General features: G+C 64.0%; 12 protein-coding genes. 5 read left to right on the forward strand and 7 right to left on the reverse strand.

Features of this window, described 5'->3' with window-relative positions:
• From BEN47_RS13085 to BEN47_RS13095, 3 genes are all read left to right on the forward strand, one after another.
• A partial coding sequence (locus tag BEN47_RS13085; RefSeq protein WP_139147376.1) for a T9SS type B sorting domain-containing protein occupies positions 1 to 246 on the forward strand: 246 nt, incomplete at its 5' end.
• Between the two features lie 176 nt (positions 247 to 422).
• Positions 423 to 1,328 (forward strand): ACP S-malonyltransferase, encoded by a 906-nt coding sequence (gene fabD / locus BEN47_RS13090; RefSeq protein ID WP_262490404.1) that lies wholly within the window; start codon positions 423 to 425, stop codon positions 1,326 to 1,328.
• Entirely contained in the window at positions 1,329 to 2,555 is a 1,227-nt protein-coding gene (locus BEN47_RS13095) for a glycosyltransferase family protein (RefSeq protein ID WP_125921665.1), read from the forward strand.
• Between the two features lie 154 nt (positions 2,556 to 2,709).
• Here the strand turns inward: BEN47_RS13095 and BEN47_RS13100 are convergent, their stop codons facing one another.
• The 4 genes from BEN47_RS13100 to BEN47_RS13115 form a co-directional block, all read right to left on the reverse strand.
• A complete protein-coding gene (locus BEN47_RS13100; protein WP_070728850.1) occupies positions 2,710 to 3,684 on the reverse strand; it encodes a PorP/SprF family type IX secretion system membrane protein in 975 nt (324 codons plus the stop codon).
• A 75-nt stretch (positions 3,685 to 3,759) separates the two neighbouring features.
• On the reverse strand, positions 3,760 to 8,295 hold the full coding sequence (locus BEN47_RS22185; protein WP_070728851.1) for a DUF8696 domain-containing protein: 4,536 nt from the start codon (positions 8,293 to 8,295) through the stop codon (positions 3,760 to 3,762).
• 352 nt (positions 8,296 to 8,647) lie between these two features.
• Positions 8,648 to 9,139 (reverse strand): 2-amino-4-hydroxy-6-hydroxymethyldihydropteridine diphosphokinase, encoded by a 492-nt coding sequence (gene folK, locus BEN47_RS13110; RefSeq protein WP_070728852.1) that lies wholly within the window; start codon positions 9,137 to 9,139, stop codon positions 8,648 to 8,650.
• On the reverse strand, positions 9,136 to 9,996 hold the full coding sequence (locus tag BEN47_RS13115) for an alpha/beta hydrolase family protein (protein ID WP_070728853.1): 861 nt from the start codon (positions 9,994 to 9,996) through the stop codon (positions 9,136 to 9,138). Before BEN47_RS13115 ends, folK begins: the two co-directional genes overlap by 4 nt.
• 140 nt (positions 9,997 to 10,136) lie before the next feature.
• Between BEN47_RS13115 and BEN47_RS13120 the strand changes: the two genes are divergently transcribed.
• Positions 10,137 to 11,147: a polyprenyl synthetase family protein gene (locus tag BEN47_RS13120; RefSeq protein WP_070728854.1), complete on the forward strand. Its 1,011-nt coding sequence runs from the start codon at positions 10,137 to 10,139 to the stop codon at positions 11,145 to 11,147.
• Between the two features lie 173 nt (positions 11,148 to 11,320).
• On the opposite strand, the gene BEN47_RS13125 is transcribed toward BEN47_RS13120, so the two are convergent.
• Positions 11,321 to 11,617: a hypothetical protein gene (locus BEN47_RS13125; protein ID WP_070728855.1), complete on the reverse strand. Its 297-nt coding sequence runs from the start codon at positions 11,615 to 11,617 to the stop codon at positions 11,321 to 11,323.
• A gap of 142 nt (positions 11,618 to 11,759) precedes the next feature.
• On the opposite strand from BEN47_RS13125, the gene BEN47_RS13130 reads away from it, so the two are divergent.
• Positions 11,760 to 13,172, forward strand: coding sequence for a cytochrome P450 (locus BEN47_RS13130; protein WP_070728856.1), 1,413 nt, complete (start codon positions 11,760 to 11,762; stop codon positions 13,170 to 13,172).
• A 47-nt stretch (positions 13,173 to 13,219) separates the two neighbouring features.
• Here BEN47_RS13130 and BEN47_RS13135 read toward each other — a convergent pair whose 3' ends face one another.
• On the reverse strand, positions 13,220 to 14,002 hold the full coding sequence (locus BEN47_RS13135) for a universal stress protein (protein WP_070728857.1): 783 nt from the start codon (positions 14,000 to 14,002) through the stop codon (positions 13,220 to 13,222).
• A complete protein-coding gene (locus BEN47_RS21495) occupies positions 13,999 to 14,094 on the reverse strand; it encodes a universal stress protein (RefSeq protein WP_158011009.1) in 96 nt (31 codons plus the stop codon). Before BEN47_RS21495 ends, BEN47_RS13135 begins: the two co-directional genes overlap by 4 nt.
• Between the last annotated feature and the right edge of the window lie 99 nt (positions 14,095 to 14,193).

Consider the following 14,193-nt stretch of genomic DNA (forward strand, 5'->3'; position numbering starts at 1 on the left):
AGCCCGGTGCGGCGCATCCGCTTCCAGGCCTTCAACCGCTGGGGCGTGAAGGTCTTCGAGAACGTGACCACCTCCGCCGACCGCGTCCTCATCAACTGGACCGGCAACAGCCAGAGCAGCGAATCGGGGGCCAGTACCAGTACGCGGGTGTCCGGCGGCATCTACTACTACCTGGCCGAGGTAGAGTTTGCCGACTTCGCCAACACCAAGCGCACCTACAAGGGCTGGGTGGAGGTTGTGCGCTAGCACCGGGCCGCGCTCATCGCCCGCACCCTAAAAAAGGCCACTCCGCAGGGGTGGCCTTTTTCGTGTTGATTTGTGCGAATGGCCGCTTTTGTGCAGCTTGCAGCCCCAACTGCTGCGGTGGCTGGCAGCCCGGCGGCCCGCTCAGAGGTCCTTTTTAACTCCTAACAAGCTTCGACGTGAACCCGATTTCCGCTTCTGATTCTGTAAAAACCGCCATCGTGTTTCCCGGCCAGGGCAGCCAGTTTCCGGGCATGGCCCGCGAGCTGTTCGACCAAAGCCTGGAGGCCCGGGCCTTGCTCACGCAAGCCAACGACATTCTGGGCTTTAGCCTGACCACCATCATGTTTACGGGTTCCGATGAGGACCTGCGCCGCACCGACGTAACTCAGCCCGCCATCTTCGTGCATTCGGTGGCTCAGTTTGTGGCCCGCCCGGAGCTGCGGCCCGCCATGACGGCCGGCCACTCCCTGGGCGAGTTCTCGGCGCTGGTGGCCGCGGGCGTGCTGCGCTTCGAGAATGCGCTGCCGCTGGTGGCCCGCCGCGCCCAGGCCATGCAGGCCGCCTGCGAGGAGCAGCCCGGCACCATGGCCGCCATTCTGGGGCTGGACGATGCCATTGTGGAGCGCATTTGCAAGGAGATTTCGAGCGCGGGCCACGTGGTGGTTGCCGCCAACTACAACTGCCCCGGCCAGCTCGTTATTTCTGGTTCGGCCGAGGGCGTGGCCGCCGCCTGCGAGGCCCTGAAAGCCGCTGGCGCCAAGCGTGCCTTGCCGCTGCCTGTGGGCGGGGCCTTCCACTCGCCCCTGATGCAGAGCGCCGCCGCCGCCCTGGCCGAGGCCATTGAGAAAACCACCTTCAACGAGGCCTGCTGCCCCGTGTACCAGAACGTGGACGCGCGGCCCCATTCGTCGCCGGCCGAAATCAAGGCCAACCTGCTGCGCCAGCTCACCGCGCCCGTGCGCTGGACCCAGGCCGTGCAGCACATGGCCGCCGATGGCGCCACCGAGTTTGTGGAATGCGGCCCCGGCAAGGTGCTGCAAGGGCTGGTGAAGAAGATTGTGCCCACGGCCGTTATCGGGTAGGTGGGGCCGCGCGTGAGGGGAGCCGAGCGGTGGTTTGGCTGGTCGGTGGCACTGGCGCTGCTGGTGCAGCTCGGCCTGTATGCCTGGGCCACGGCCCCCGGCCTGGCTGGCACCGCCGATTCCGGCTTTTACCTGCACGCGGCCGGTACGCTGCGGGCCAGCGGCCACCTGCTCAACCCCGATGGTACGGCCTACCGCTACTGGCCGCCGCTCTACCCCGTGCTGGTGGCGCTGGGCGGCAGTTTGGGGGCGCTGCGGATTTTGCACGGCGTCGCCCTGGCAATGAGCCTGTTGGCCTGGAGCCAGCTGGGGCGGCAGCTGTTGCCGCGGGCTGCGGCCCTGGCAGTGCCGTGGGCGCTGGCCCTGAGTACGCCCTGGCTGGTGGTGAGCAAGTTTGTGTGGGGCGAAACCGTATTTCTAACTCTGGTGGCGGGCTACGTGCTGGCCTTGTTCCGGGGGCTGCAAACGTGGCGCGGCCAGTGGTGGGCCGCGGCTACGGCCATGGGGTTTTTGCTGCCGCTGCAGCGCACGGCGGGGCTTTTTCTGCTGGCCGGCCTGGCCCTGGGATTGGTGGTGCAGCACAAGCACCTGGCGCCGAGGCAGCGCCTTCTGGTGACCTGTCATTTCGTGTTCACGGGCCTGGGCGGCCTGGCGTGGCACTTTTACGCCCTACTGCTCGCCGCGCCCACCGTGTACAAAATGAATCAGGGCTGGGCGCAGTTCTTCAGCTCCGCCGCCGACTACGGCTTCGTGTTGAGTCGGTGGCTGCTGCCGGTGCGCGCCGCCTGGCGGCCCGAGTTGACGGCTGTTTGGGTGCTGGCACTGGCGGGCCTGCTGGCATGGCTATGGCCCCGCAGTGTAGGTTGGGAGGAACGCCCGGCGGCTTCACCCGTCTTTTCGCCGTGGGTCCGGCATTTCCCCGTCGTGTTGTGGGTGGCCGTCGCCTGTTTCCTGTTGCTGCTGCTCGTTGCCACCACCTTTACTCGCAGCGCCGCCGGTCTCTACGATGCCGAGCGGTACGCCAGCGTTCTTTTTGGGCCGGTGGTGCTGTTGGCCCTGCTGGGCGTAGGACGCTGGTTTACGTCGCCGTTAGGTAGCCAAAAGTGGCCTTCCTGGCTGGTGGTGGGGGTAGTGGGGCTGTGGCTGGCCTACTCCGCGGGCCGCGCCGGCAGCAACGCAGCCGCGTTGCGCCAGCTGGCCCCGCTGGAGTGGCCTGTTATCAGATAGTGAAAAGCCCTGCCATGCTGAGCGCAGCGAAGCATCCTATCAGGGCTGAACAAGTCGTTCAGCGGGTATAGGATGCTTCGCTGCGCTCAGCATGACTGAATTTATGATTGTTTTAGTTTGGTGGGCACTGCTGAACGACTAACAAGAGCCTTTCCTACCAGAACCGGTTGGTGCACACCACCTGCGCCTTTTTCTTGAGCCGCAGGCCCACCAGGATTTCGTGGCTGCCGCCGTTGTAGCCGGCCAGCTCGGAGAGGCCTGCATCGTAGGAATAGCCCAGCGTATACTGCTCGTAGCTAAGGCCCACCATGGCCACAGCCGAGTCGAAGGCGCGCCACGACACGCCGGCCCAGAGCAGGTCCTGGTACTTAAGCTTGGCGTTGATATCGACCGAGAGCGGGGCCGGGTTCACAGCCTTCACCAGCACCGACGGCACCAGAGACCAGTCGTCGTTGATAGGCAGCCGCACGCCGGCCGTGGCAAAGTAGTGCCGCTTCAGGGAGTTGCCGGGTGCGCCCTCGCCCATGGAGTTGGGGCCGTAGGAAAACTTGAGCTGGTTGCCCAGCAGCTGCGCGCCCGACACGCCCACGTAAAACTTGGAGCTGTACATCCAGGCCCCCACCGAGGCATCGGGCACCCGCGAAGCAGAGCTGGCGGCCCGGGTCGTGCGGTCGAAAAACTGCAGCTGCTGGCCGTCCACGGCAAACTGCTGCATGCCCGCCGTCACGCCCAACGCCAGCCGCAGGTCGGGCGTGAGCACCATGTTGTAGGCGTAGGAGAGGTAGGCCCCGGCCCGGCTCGTGGGCCCGGTCACGTCGTTGTACACGATGCCGCCCACGGCGTGAAAGGGCCGGCGCAGGTCGCGGATGGTGCGCTTGGGGGTGCTGCGCCATTTGCCCAGCGAGGAGCTGGCGCTGGCGTAGTAGGTTTTTGGGGCGCCCTCTAGGCCCGTCCACTGGGTGCGGTAGCTCAGCTTCACATCAATGTAGTCCTCCACGCCCGTGGCGCCGGGGTTGAGGATGTAATTGTTGTTCATGTACTGGCTGTACTGCGCCTGCTGCTGGGCCCGGGCGGGCGCGGCGGCCAGCAGTAGCAGCGGAAACAGCAGTAGAATTAGAGCTCTTTTCATAACAGTAATGGCCTTAGCGTCAGTCTATCCAAGAAGAAGGTAGTCCGGTGGCGATGGCTGCCGCCGGATATGCTGTTAATACAAAATCGTAATCGAGCCGCTGTAGGACCGGCCCAGCGGACCCTTCGTGACCACCACGTAGTAGTAAGTGCCCACCGGCGCGGGCTGGCCGTTGATGTCGCCGCGCCACTCGTTGGCCCGGCTGTAGTTGTTGGCCGAGAAAATCTGGTTGCCCCAGCGGTTGAATACGGTCACAGTATTTTCCGGGAATTGCTCGATGAACTCAATCTGCCAGGTGTCGTCGCGCCCGTCGTTGTTGGGCGTGAAGGCATTGGGAATGCGAATGGGGGGCCGCACGACCACCGTCACTTGGTCGGAGTCGGTGCAGCCGTCCGTCCCGGCCGACAAGGTGTAGGTGGTGGTAACGGTGGGCGAGGCAATGGGCCGCAACGGCTCGTTGGGACGGAAGGTGAGGCTTGCCGTCGGCGTCCACGTCACGGGGTAAATGCCGTCGGCGCGGCCTTCCAGCGTCACCGAGGTGCCCGCCAGAATCTCCTTGTCGGGGCCGGCATCCACATCAACCGGCGGCTGAATGCGCACCGCTATGCCATTGGAAACAACCTCAACTGGCTGTCCGCACGCATTAGTCGTACGCAGCCGCAGCGTTACGGTCTGGCCCTCGCGTAGCGTCGTACTGGTAAATACCGGGCGCGTCTCGCCCGCCACGTCGGTGCCGTTTACCTGCCACTGGTACTGGGGAGCCGAGCCGGCTTCGGTCACCGTAGCGATGCTGAACGTAATTGGCGCACCCAGGCAAACGGGCCCGCCCGGCTGGAACGTAATCAGAAGAGTAGGCACCGGCGTGGGCGTGCGCGTCACCGTGACGGAGGCCGTGGCAGGGCCCGTGCTGCACAGCCCCGCCGTGGGCGTTACCGTCACGCGCACCACATCGCCGGTAACCACGGTGCTGCTCGTGAAGCTAGGCCCGCTGGCCACGGCCACGTTGTTGACAAACCACTGGAAAGTGGGCGTGGCGCCCGCGTTGGTGGCCACCGCCGTAAAGGTCAGCGGAGTGCCGGGGCACACCACAGGCGGAGTAGCAAGGGTCACGCCAGTCGTCACCAGGGGCTGCACGCGTATCGTCACCACATTGGAAACCGCCGTGGCGCAGCTGCCGGTGCCCGAAGTTACCCGGCGCCGGAAGTAAGTGGTGACCGAAAGTGGGCCGGGGGAATAATTGGGTCCGCTGGCGTTTGCCAAGGCAGTCCAGTTTGCATTATCCAATGAAGATTCCCACTGATACGCAAATGCGCCGGTGCCGCCGCTAGCCGGGGCGCTGCTGGTGAGCGGCGCTGGCGTAGCGCCGGCGCAGATGGTTTGGTCGGCCGCAATGCTGCCGGCCACCAGTGCCGGCAGCACCGTCAGGGTGACGGCAGGCGTAAACTCCGGCCCGCACAGCCCGGAGCTAACCCGGCGCCGAAAGGAAGTGGTAACCGTGAGCGGGCCAGGGGCATAGGTTTCGTTGGTGGCGCCGGCAATAGCCGTCCAGGGACCGTTATCCGTCGGCGATGATTCCCATTGGAAAGCAAAGGTGCCGGTGCCGCCCGTGGCCGGGGCAGTGCTCGTGAGCGGGGTCGGGGTAGCGCCCGGGCATAGCGTCTGGCTGGCGCCAATGGTGCCAGCGGTCAACGCCGGCGTGACGGTGATGGTGACCACATTGGAGAAAACCGGGGCACAGGCAGACCCCGCGCTGGCCTGGCGCCGGAAGGAGGTAGTAGCCGTGAGCGGGCCGGGAGCGTAGGTTTCACCGGTGGCGCCGGCGATGTCGGTCCAAGGACCGGTGGCCGTCGGCGACGACTGCCACTGGTAGGCCACAGCACCCGTACCGCCAGCAGCCGGGGCGGTGCTTGTGAGGGGCGCCACGGGGGTGCCGGCACACAGGGCCTGGCTGGCGGCGATACTACCAGCCGTTAGGGCCGGTACCACGGTCACGGTTACCACATTCGAGGGCAGGGCATTGCAGACCCCCGAACTCACCAGCCGCCGGAAGGAGGTGGTAGCCGTGAGCAGGCCAGGGGCATAGGTTTCGTTGGTGGCGCCGACAATGGCGGTCCAAGGACCGGTAGCCGTCGGCGACGATTGCCACTGATAGGCAAGCGTGCCGGTACCGCCCGTAGCTGGAGCAGTGCTTGTGAGCGGGACCACGGGGCTGCCAGCGCACACGCTTTGGTCGGCGGCGATGCTGCCCGTTGTCAGTGCCGGCGTCACGGTGATGGTAACGACGTTGGAGAAAACCGGGGTGCAGGCCGTGCCGGAGCTGGCTCGGCGCCGGTAGCTAGTGGTAGCAGGCACCTGGCCCGGGTCATAGCTCGCCCCGGTGGCGCCCGCAATGGCCGTCCACGTCACATTATCCGCAGACGATTCCCACTGGTAATCAATGCCACCCGCGCCACCCGTGGCGGGTGCGGTGCTGGTGAGGGGAGCGGCGGGAGTGCCCGCACATAGGGCCTGGCTAGCCGCAATGGTACCTGCCGTCAGAGCAGGTACTACGGTTATCGTTACCACGTTGGAGGGCGGGGTGGTGCAGGGGCCGGAAGTTACCTGGCGCCGGAAGGAAGTGGTAACCGTGAGCGGACCGGGGGTATAAGTGTCGCTAGTAGCACCGGCGATGGCCGTCCAAGGGCCATTGGCCGACGGGGAGGATTCCCACTGATAAACGAACGTGCCGTCGCCACCCGTGGCGGGGGTAGCGCTCGTGAGCGGGGCAACGGGGCTGCCGGCGCACACGGTCTGGTCAGCGGCAATGGTGCCCGTTGTCAGCGCTGGAGTCACCGTGATGGCTACCGAGGGGGCGGTAGGTACGGATTCACAGTAGGGGCCTGATTGGTCAGGCAGCAGTAACTGAGCGAGCCGCCGGAAATAAGTTATGCCAACCGGGAGTGAATTTGGCGGTGTGTAGCTGGCACCGGTGGCTCCGCTGATATTCGTGAAAGTGGTGTTATCCGATGAGGATTGCCATTGGTAAACGAGCGGCAGGCCGGCATCTCCCGAAGCAGCCGTCGTGCTAGTGAGCGGGGCTACGGGGCTGCCGGCGCATATTGTCTGGGGGGCAGCAATTCTGCCCGGCTCGGGTAGAGCCGGCACCAGGATACTGCCCGAGCTTTCGCGGCAAAAGCATTCGGTCGTGATGCGTAGCGTTACGGTGTAGAGGCCGGGTGTAGCGTAGATGTGAACGGGATTCTCCTCGGTCGAAGTGGTACCGTCGCCAAACTTCCAAGAGTAGGTTTTTCCGTCAAAGTCAATGGGCGGGGCCTTAAAGGAGATTTGCCGGCAACCCGTTATCTCCGCCGAAGGGCCCACGCGCAGCAGGGAGCTTTGGTTGAAGTTGACCAGACCCAGGCCACTCAGGCGGCCGTCCAGTTTCAGGCTGTCGTCGGCGTAGCGGGCCTTGGCTCCCAGCGAGTCGGGAGAGGCAATGAAGCCCAGGGCAGGCTGGTTGTTGCGGGCCACGTAAATCTTGCCATCGGGCGCAGCCTGCATCGAGCCCAAGTCGACGGGCATTTTCTGCTTGAGCGGAATGTCCTGCTTGGTAACCGGCCCATTGCCGCTAATGTCAAATTGCAGCAGTTTGGGCGGGTTGCGCACCGTGGCGTAGAGGTAGCTGCCGGGCGAAAACCCCACCCCGTAGTATTTTCCTTCGCCACGGTCCACGATGAACGGAACCTGCGGGTTGGCGCTCACCTGGCCCGTGCCAGTGTTAAACCCAAACAGCTCGACGGTGCTGCTGCTGTCGCCCAGCACTTCGCTGTAGCGGGCCAGGGCCAGCCGCTTGCCATCGGGGGTTACCTTCATCTGGCCTTTGTAGCCCAGGGCCGCTACGCTCGGCGCGTGCAGGCTGCCGACGGTCGAAATAATGGGAATAGTATCCACGCCGGTTGTCAGGCGCACGCGGTAGGCCAGAAAAGCATCGCCGCGATTGTTATTGCCAGTCTTAGCGGCGCCCCAGCCGTGCGTGATAACCCAGATATCGCAGCCATTTTTATGAAATACACCCGTGAGCTTCTCCGCCGTACCGCGGGCCAGGGGCTTGTTCTTGGTAGCGGCCGTGACGGTGCCCGGCCCACCACCCGCGGGAAGCACAATTTCCGAGTAGCTCAGGCCCACGGTGCTGTTAAGCGTGAAGAGCAGGTAGCGCGTCGGTTGGCCCGGCAACACAATGCCCGGCGTTCTAAGGGGCAGGGGGCCGTCGGTGGTGGTGCTGTCGCCAGCCAGCCCCCTGCCGTTAGTCATCACGGTGCCGTCGCCGTTCCAAACGGTTCTACCGTTGCTGTAGAAGAGGATTTTGCCATCTTTATCCGACATCACCCCCGAGCCGGCAGGAGCAATCATCGCCCCATCAGTGAGCACCTTCGGAGGAATGGAGTCGGTAGCCTGGTTGAAGTCCAGCCCCGCCTTGAAGCCGAAGTACCAGGTGTTGGCAAACTTCTCATCGGCCGCGCACTCCGGAGGTGGGGGCGGCGTGCCCTGCGCCAGGGCCGTGGTGGCCGCGCCGCTTACCAGCAGGAATAACAGCGTGAACAGCCACCCAACCGCGCGTCGGTAACCTGCCATTCGGCCTGATTCAGACTTACGCAGTGAAAAACGATTGGAACCAGACGGGGCAGGATGCGGTAGCTCTGCAAGCATAAGGGAGCAGGTAAGGAGGCGAATAGATAAGCACGAATCAACATGAAAAGTGCCGCCTACCGCTCTTATAAAGAACGTAACCCGATGGCTGGTTATTGCCAAAATGATGCTGCCAGCCGGTTTCAGTAAAGCTACGCACTGCCCGCTTGTTTTATACAGGCCAAAGTTTGAATAGTAATGCATGCCTGTGTTAGCGCCCAGCCCTTACCAGAACGGGCTTTTTTCATACAAATACCACCAACCGGCGGCATTTTCTTGGCAAAAAATATGCTCCCTACTACCCCGGCCACAGTCGTACTGGCAGCGGGTCGGGACATTGGGCCAGCAGCTCTGCCACCGACAAACCCAGCTGCGGATGCCGCAGCTGCGGCGCAATTTCGGCCAGCGGCACCAGCGCAAAGCGGCGCTCGGCCAGCCGGGGGTGGGGCAGGGTCAGGTCAGGCTCGTCGATAATGGCATCGGCGTAGAGGAGGATGTCCACGTCGAGGGTGCGGCTGCCCCAGCGCTCCAGCCGCTCGCGGCCCGCCCGGCGCTCCGTGGCCAGGCACTGCTCCAGCAACTGCCGGGCCGGCAAGGCCGTGCGCACGGCCAGGGCCTGGTTGAGGAAGACGGGCTGGTCTTCGCGGCCCCAGGCGGCGGTTTCGTAGAGGGCCGAAGCGGCCAGGATTTCGCCAGCCGCTGCCAGTTGGGCCCGCGCCGCCCGGAGCAGCGCCGCCCGGTCGCCGAGGTTGCTGCCCAGCAGCAAATACGCTACCACCGAGTTGTTCATGCCTGGCGCTTAAAGAAGTCGGCGGTCTGCTGAGCCACCAGGTGGGCGGGTTCGGGCAGGGTGCCATTGGGCCAGGGGTGCGCCCCGCCAAACATGTGCCCCGCGCCGGGCACGAGCAGCAGCTCGGCGTTGGGCTTGAGCTCCTGCAGGGCGTGGGCGGCCGCGAGAGGCACGGTTTCGTCGGCGTCGCCGTGCACCAGCAGCAGGGGCTGGCGCAGGCGGCGGCGCACGTTGTGCGGGATGTCGAGGCGCGGGCGGTTCGCGATGTAGTCCTCCACAATCTGGTAGTGCAGCGGCAGGTCTTGGCCGGTGCGCAGGTTGGGCACGTGCACCACGCCGGTGCGCTGCCACTCGTCCAGCACGGGTTGGGGCCAGCGCTGGTCCACATCAGCAATGCCGGCCCAGGTGGCCACGGCCCGCACGCGCGGGTCTTCGGCCGCTTTGAGCAGCACCAGCCCGCCGCCCCGGCTGTGGCCGGCCAGAAACAGGCGACTCAGGTCCATTTCGGCGACGGGCACGGGCGGGGCATCGGCCGCAAACAGCGCGTCGATGACCTGACCAATATCGTCGAGCTCGATGCTGAAGTTGTTGCGGCCAAAGGCGTCCAAATCCTCCAAATCGCCGGTGCCGCCCACCACAATGCCGTTGTGCGAGAGGTTCAGCTTAATAAAGACAAAGCCCTGTTCGGCAAAAAAATCGGCCAGCAGCGGGAAGTGGCCCCAGTCCTTAAATCCCTTGAAGCCGTGCACGAAAACCACCACCGGTTTCGGCTGACCAGTAGCGCGGTACGTGGCATCGGCCTCGAACGGCCGGCCGTGGCGCGTGCCCGTGAGCAGAAAGGGGGTATGAGTGAGCATAGGCGAAGGTAGGGCGTTTGCGGCAGCAGAATAAGCGGGTAGGCGGGCCGGAAGTTGGCGCCGTCTCAAAACCTCCTGCCCGCCTACCCGCTTACCCTCCCGCCCAGACTTTCCAGTTCTGCCGTATCATTGTCGCCGCAATGCCCCACACTCCCCCAACCTTCACTCTCGACCAGATTCAGGCCCCCATTGCGGCCGAAATGGAAGAATTTGAGCACAAATTCCGCCAGTCGATGCGCACCAAGGTGCTGCTGCTCGACAAGATAATGGGCTACATCGTGAAGCGCAAAGGCAAGCAAATCCGGCCGATGTTTGTGTTCCTCACGGCCCGCGCCACCCGCGCCGAACCCGCCACTGGCGACCCCCTGCCCGACGCCACATTCCGGGGAGCGGCCCTCATCGAGCTGCTGCACACCGCTACGCTGGTGCACGACGACGTAGTGGACGAGAGCAATTACCGCCGCGGCTTCTTTTCCATTAATGCGCTCTGGAAGAACAAGATTGCCGTGCTGGTGGGCGACTACCTGCTGTCGCGCGGCCTGCTGCTGGCCCTGGAAAACGACGACTATGACCTGCTCAAAATAGTGAGCAACGCCGTGCGCGAGCTGAGCGAGGGCGAGTTGCTGCAGATTGAAAAAGCCCGCAAGCTGGACATCACCGAGGAAGTATACTTCGACATTATTCGGCAAAAAACGGCATCCCTCATTGCCTCCTGCACCGCCGTGGGCGCGGCCTCTGTGGGCGCCGACAAAGAGGTGATTGAGCGCGCCCGCCTGTTCGGCGAGAAGGTGGGCATAGCCTTCCAAATCAAAGACGACCTGTTCGACTACGGCACCGCCGAAATCGGCAAGCCGGTGGGCATCGACATCAAGGAAAAAAAGATGACGCTGCCGCTCATTTATGCCCTGCAGCAAGCCAGCTGGCTGCAAAAGCGCAAGGTCATCTTCAACGTGAAAAACAACGAAGGCCACCGCGACCGGGTGCAGCAGGTGATTGAGTTCGTGAAGCAGTCGGGCGGGCTAGACTACGCCATTGCCACCATGAAACGCTACCGCGACGAAGCTTTAACCATCCTGCACACCTTCCCCGAGTCGCCCAGCCGCACGTCGCTGGAGGAGCTGATTAACTACACGATAGAGCGGGAAAAATAGACCACTGATTCAACGGATTGTTGGTGGTTCCTTCTTCAGCTACAGGAAACAAAAAGCTGCTCAAGTTGAGCGGCTTTTTGTTTCCTGATTAGCAATAGTATCAACTGATTTCGGGGCTGAACCGCCGTGTAAAAGCGGGACCACAAATAATCTGTCAAATCCGTATTCTGGGGTTACTGCGCCACTTGGTAGCTCACTTCCTTGGCGTCGCTCACTTTAAACGTCACGCCGTCGAAGGAGCTGTCTACTTCCAGGGAGTGGATAATGTCGCAGCCGGGGCACTTGATTTCCTCGATTTCGTGGTTCTCGGCGTGCTCGACGGAGTCGGCCTGGTCGTTGGGGGCGGGCACGCCGATGAGGTCGGTGAAGACTTCGGTACTGCACGACGAACACTCAAATTTGAGGCCTACGGCGCGGCCCTGCAGGTCGGCGAGCGGGGCGGGCGTGCTGGAATTTTGCTGAATCCACATAGGAGAGAGGAGGGGGGTTAGGGAAAGGAAGGAAATGGCGTGGGCCGCGGCCCGGGTTGGTTTACGCGGGCAGGTCGTAAAGAGATGAGATGGGCCGCGCGGGTGGCTATTTTTGGGGGCCGTGTCTCATTGCGGCTTCCCCATGGCCGACGCCGAAAACCTGGATAAAACGGCAGCTGGCCCGTATTTCCTGCCGCGGGTGCCGCGCTGGCGCTCCATGCTGCGCTCGTTTGCGCTGGCCAAAGACCCCCTGCCGGTGCTGGAAGACACCCTGGCCCGCTACGGCGACACCGTGGAGCTGTTCATCGGCGGCGTGGAGAAGAGCATTCTCACCCGCGACCCTGGCCTGACCCAGCATATTCTCCAGAAAAACCACCGCAACTACGCCAAATCGAAGTTTACGCAGGGTTTCTCGCGCTACGTGGGCCACGGGCTGCTCACCAACGAAGGGCCCGACTGGCTGCGCCAGCGCCGGCTCATTCAGCCGGGCTTTCACCGGCAGCGGGTGGCCGGCCTCACGGAGCTGATGCAGGAAATAATAACGGAAACGCTGGCGCCGCTGGCCGCGCAGGCTGCCAGTGGGGGAGGAGCCCTTGCCGTGCCCGCCCACGAGCTGATGACGCGGCTCACCTTCCGCATCATTGCCCGCTCGGTGTTCAGCACCAGCTTTCCCGAAGCCGAGCTGGACCGGCTGGCGGGGCTCATCACCGAGATTCAGGCGTTTTTCGTGCGCTCCATCCGGCAGCCCTACCTCAAGCCGTGGTTCCGGCTGCGGGGGCAGTTTGGCTACCACGACGCCCTGGCCGCCGAGCTGCGCACGCTGCTGGCCCGGTTCATTGCGCAGCGCCAGCAGGCCAACCAGCAGCCCGGCGCCACCCCGCCCGACGACTTGCTGCAAATGCTGCTTGATGCCCGCTACGAAGACACCGGCCAGCCCATGACCCCGGACCGTGTGCTCGACGAAGCCCTCATCCTCCTCATTGCCGGCCACGAAACCAGCGCCAACGCCCTCACCTGGCTGCTCTACCTGCTGGCCCACCACCCCGCCGAGGCCGCCCGCATCCAATCGGAGATGGCCGCCGTGCTCCAGGGCCGCCCGCCCACCCTCGAGGACCTGCCCCGCCTGGGCCACGCCCTGCACGCCGTGCAGGAAGCCATGCGCCGCTACCCGCCGGCCTGGATGGTGGACCGCGTGGCCCTGGCCGACGACACCTACCAGGGCCTGCATATTCCCAAAGGCACGCTGTTCTCGCTCTATTTCTACGGCCTGCACCACCACGCCGGGTACTGGGACCAGCCCCAGGAGTTCCGGCCCGCGCGGTTTGCGCCGGGCGCGGCCCGTCCCGTGCAGCCCTTTGCCTACGTGCCCTTCGGCGGCGGGCCGCGCCTGTGCATCGGCATGCAGTTTGCCCTCACCGAAATGCAGCTCGTGACCTTGGAGCTCCTGCGGCAGTTCAATGTGGAGTGGGTGGCCGGGCAGCCGCCCGTAACCATGCAGCCGCTCATCACCCTACGGCCGCGGGGCGATTTCCAGGTGCGGCTGCGCCTGGTCTGACAGGAGGCGCGCCGGGAATGGGTGGCTCTGTCCTTTATGCCTGATTTCTACGCTTGCAAATGATACGTCAAAACCGGCGGGAAGGCGTTGGTGGCCACGGTTTCGGCAATGCTGGTTTCAAAGAAGCGGCTCAGCCCCGAGCGGGCGTGGGTGGGAACAACCACCAAATCGGCTTGTATTTGCTGGGCATATTGCTCAATGCCGCTGGTGGTGCTGGCCGCCTTCACTATTTCTATCACAACATTCGACAGCCCCGCCCGCTCGGCAAATGCCTGAATGTGCTGCTGCCCCGTGGCGGAATTGGCATCGGACACAATGTGCAGCAGGTGCACCGTAGCGTTGGGGAAGGCGGCCACCACCCGGCGCAGGCCCTCGGTAGCGGTGGCCGACTCTTCGGTGAAATCCGACGGGAACACCATGTTACGCACCTCGAACCGGGCTTGCTGGTGCTTTATGGTAAGCACCGGGCAGGGTGCCAGGCGAATCATGCGCTCGGTGTTCGACCCCACAAAAAAGCCCTCCATGGCGCCGTGGCCCTGGGCGCCCATCACCACCAGGTCGGTGCCGTGCTTCTCCACGGCGGCCAGAATGCCGTCGCCGATGCGCGAGACTTCCACCGTGTCCTGCACCGATACGCCGGGGGCGAGGCCCTGCGCTTCCTCTTTTAAAGCGGCCATGCGGCGCTTGGTTACCTCCATCAGCTTGATGGTGAACAACGCATCCATGCCGCCGCCGCTGTTTGGCATTTCCGACCCATTCACCGGCCCACCATAGGCACTGAAATTGGCCGTGGCCGATTCAGGCGCTTCGAGCACGTGCAGCAGCGTCACGCTGCGCCCGTATGCTGCGCCAACTGCAGGGCTACTTCGTAGGCATGGTGGGATTCGGCCGAAAAGTCGGTGGGGACGAGGATGTTTTTCATGACTGAACAAGGAGAAAAGGCCAGAACAAGCCGCCGTGTCTATCACGCCGCACTTCGTTCCAATCAAGATACGGAAAAGAGCAGGGTTTGTCTTAAGCT

Source organism: Hymenobacter lapidarius (genome assembly GCF_001816145.1).
Taxonomy (GTDB): Bacteria; Bacteroidota; Bacteroidia; order Cytophagales; family Hymenobacteraceae; genus Hymenobacter; species Hymenobacter lapidarius.

Coding starts and splice junctions, on each gene's coding strand:
- BEN47_RS13125 (WP_070728855.1), bottom strand. CDS start 11,617: ATGTGGATTCAGCAAAATTCCAGCACGCCCGCCCCGCTCGCCGACCTG.
- BEN47_RS13115 (WP_070728853.1), bottom strand. CDS start 9,996: ATGCTCACTCATACCCCCTTTCTGCTCACGGGCACGCGCCACGGCCGG.
- BEN47_RS13100 (WP_070728850.1), bottom strand. CDS start 3,684: ATGAAAAGAGCTCTAATTCTACTGCTGTTTCCGCTGCTACTGCTGGCC.
- BEN47_RS13120 (WP_070728854.1), top strand. CDS start 10,137: ATGCCCCACACTCCCCCAACCTTCACTCTCGACCAGATTCAGGCCCCC.
- BEN47_RS21495 (WP_158011009.1), bottom strand. CDS start 14,094: ATGAAAAACATCCTCGTCCCCACCGACTTTTCGGCCGAATCCCACCAT.
- folK (WP_070728852.1), bottom strand. CDS start 9,139: ATGAACAACTCGGTGGTAGCGTATTTGCTGCTGGGCAGCAACCTCGGC.
- BEN47_RS13130 (WP_070728856.1), top strand. CDS start 11,760: ATGGCCGACGCCGAAAACCTGGATAAAACGGCAGCTGGCCCGTATTTC.
- BEN47_RS22185 (WP_070728851.1), bottom strand. CDS start 8,295: ATGGCAGGTTACCGACGCGCGGTTGGGTGGCTGTTCACGCTGTTATTC.